Source organism: Bifidobacterium sp. POST2/T3 (B1) (genome assembly GCF_058197115.1).
In genome coordinates, this window is the sequence record NZ_JBVPQK010000386.1 from 1 (window position 1) to 2,428 (window position 2,428).

The following is a 2,428-nucleotide window of genomic DNA, read 5'->3' on the forward strand; positions in this document are numbered from 1 at the left end:
CGACGGGGGCTTCACTTTTCGCCGCGTACGAACCCGGTTCAGCAGGTCAGTAGCACAACAAAAAAGAAATATACCCGCTCAGAGGTTTTGGCGCAAGTTGGCCATCCTTCGGAGTGTTGTGTTCTTGCCCAGGATTTCCAGAGACTCGAACAGGGGCGGCGAGACCCGCCTTCCCGAGACCGCCACCCTGACCGGACCGAAGGCCAGACGGGGCTTATAGCCGCCCTCATCCACCAGTGCCTGAGTGAGCAGGTCGTGCAGGTGATCGGTCTTCCAGTCCTGGTCTGACACATCCTGCAGGGCGGCAATAGCCAGGTCGAGGACCTGCCCAGCCGAATCCTTGAGCTGTTTGCGGGCATCCGGCTCGGGCTCCAGGTAATCCTCCTGGCTGAGCAGACTGCCCACCATGCCGGACACCTCCCCCAAAAGGCGGACACGAGGCTGGACCAAGGGGGCGGCAGCGGTCAGAATCCGTTGTTCCCGATCGCTCAGGTCCTGCCAGCGCTCGGCACTCACCAGCCCGTCGCGCTTGAGGTAGGGCAGGGACCGGTTCAGGAAGTCCTGCGGCTCCAGCATGCGGATGTGCTCGGCGTTGATGGCTACGGCCTTGTCAATGTCGAAGTGGGCCGGATTGGCCTTGACATCGCGGATGTCGAAGTGCTCAATCATCTCATCCATGGAGAAGACATCGCGGTCGGGGCCGATGGACCAGCCCAGCAGGGCAAGATAGTTGAGCAGGCCCTCGGGAATGAAGCCGTGTTCCCTGTGCAGGAAGAGGTTGGACTCGGGGTCGCGCTTGGACAGCTTCTTCTTGCCCTGGCCCATGACGTAGGGCAGGTGCCCGAACAGGGGCATAGCCCGGGCTATGCCCAGCTTCATCAGGTACCGGTAGAGGATGATCTGACGGGGGGTGGAGCTGAGCAGATCCTCGCCGCGCAGAACCACGTTGATGCGCATCAGGGCATCATCCACCGGGTTCGTCAGAGTATAGAGGGGATCGCCGTTGGGGCGCACGATCACATAATCAGGCACGGATCCGGCCTTGAACTCGATATGCCCGCGGATCAGATCATCGAAGGCGATATCCTCGTCGGGCATGCGAACGCGCAGGGCGGGCCGCCTACCCTGATCGCGGAAGGCCTGGCGCTGTTGGTCGCTCAGGTGGCGGTCGTACCCGTCATAGCCGAAAGCGGCCGGACGACCAGCGGCCAGGTTGCGCTCCTTGATCTCCTCAGCGGTGGAGTAGGACTCGTAGGCGTAGCCGGCATCCAGCAGCTGCCGGGCCACATCGTGGTAAATATCGCCGCGCTCGGACTGCCGGTAGGGGCCGTCCGGGCCGCCGACTTCAACACCCTCATCCCAGTCCAGACCCAGCCACTTGAGGGCCTCCAGGATCTGCTGGTAGCTCTCCTCACTGTCACGCTGGGCATCGGTGTCTTCGATGCGGAAGACGAAGGTGCCATGCGAGTGCCGGGCCTGTGCCCAGTTGAAGAGTGCAGTTCGGACCATGCCTACATGTGGGGTGCCGGTCGGCGAGGGGCAGAAGCGGACCCTCAGATCCTTGGGCAGGTCGGGTTTGGCGTCGTGATCATGCTCATCAGTCATGACACCCATTGTGCCCCGGCAAGGCGACGTAGACCAATTCAGGGCAGGAGCCGGTATCAGCCTCGCTGCTGCTCTTGCTGCCGGTCCTTGCTGTAGGTCTCCGGAATGAACCTGGTCTGGTCATGCAGCTTGGGCCAGATGACCACCCGGCCCTGCTCCAAGGACCGTGGCACGTCGATGATCCGCTGGTTGTCCGAGCCCCGGAACTGGAGCAGGCTGTTCTTCCGGTTCTCCAAGTAGCGTCCGTCCACCAGCACATCAAGGTAGGAGATCAGCTGGGCCTTGTCCGGGGTCTCCCCCGGCCGGTTCAGCTCCTCCCAGGTGTAGCCGGTCCAGCACCAGATATCCTTCTCATGACCGAACTCGCGCCGGATTCGTTCCGAAAGGCCAAGCAGCATGGGGGTGTTGAGCAGAGGCTCCCCGCCCAGATAGGTGATGCCCTGCACATAGGACAGCGACAGGTCTTTGATGATCTGGTCCTCAAGCTGCTGGGTGTAGGGGTGCCCGGCGCCGAAGTCCCAGATGGAGGCGTTGTAGCATCCCTGGCAGCGGAAGGGGCAACCACTGACGTAGAGGGAGCAGCGGATCCCCTCGCCGTCGGTCATGACCAGGCGCTTGTAGTCCGCCACGATTCCCCGACTGAGGCGGCGACCGTCCCACTGGCCGGCCTTGGGATTGTTGGTCAGCGCAGAGGGAACCCCCGGACCGCGCCCCTGCTCATCAGCAGCGAAGTCACGGTGGCCATTTGTCTTTCTCATGGCTCCCTGTTTGTCCGTCATCTGGTCCTCCTCATGACAATGGCGGGCCGCAAACTACCCGGCCC

The 2,428-nt window shown here is 62.7% G+C and carries 2 protein-coding genes; both read right to left on the minus strand.

Annotation, left to right across the window (positions count from 1 at the left end; genetic code table 11):
* Positions 1-78: 78 nt before the first annotated feature.
* On the minus strand, positions 79-1,605 hold the full coding sequence (gene gltX / locus AC0AP0_RS11930) for a glutamate--tRNA ligase (protein ID WP_490430623.1): 1,527 nt from the start codon (positions 1,603-1,605) through the stop codon (positions 79-81).
* A 56-nt stretch (positions 1,606-1,661) separates the two neighbouring features.
* Positions 1,662-2,384 (minus strand): anaerobic ribonucleoside-triphosphate reductase activating protein, encoded by a 723-nt coding sequence (nrdG, locus tag AC0AP0_RS11935; RefSeq protein ID WP_110424827.1) that lies wholly within the window; start codon positions 2,382-2,384, stop codon positions 1,662-1,664.
* Between the last annotated feature and the right edge of the window lie 44 nt (positions 2,385-2,428).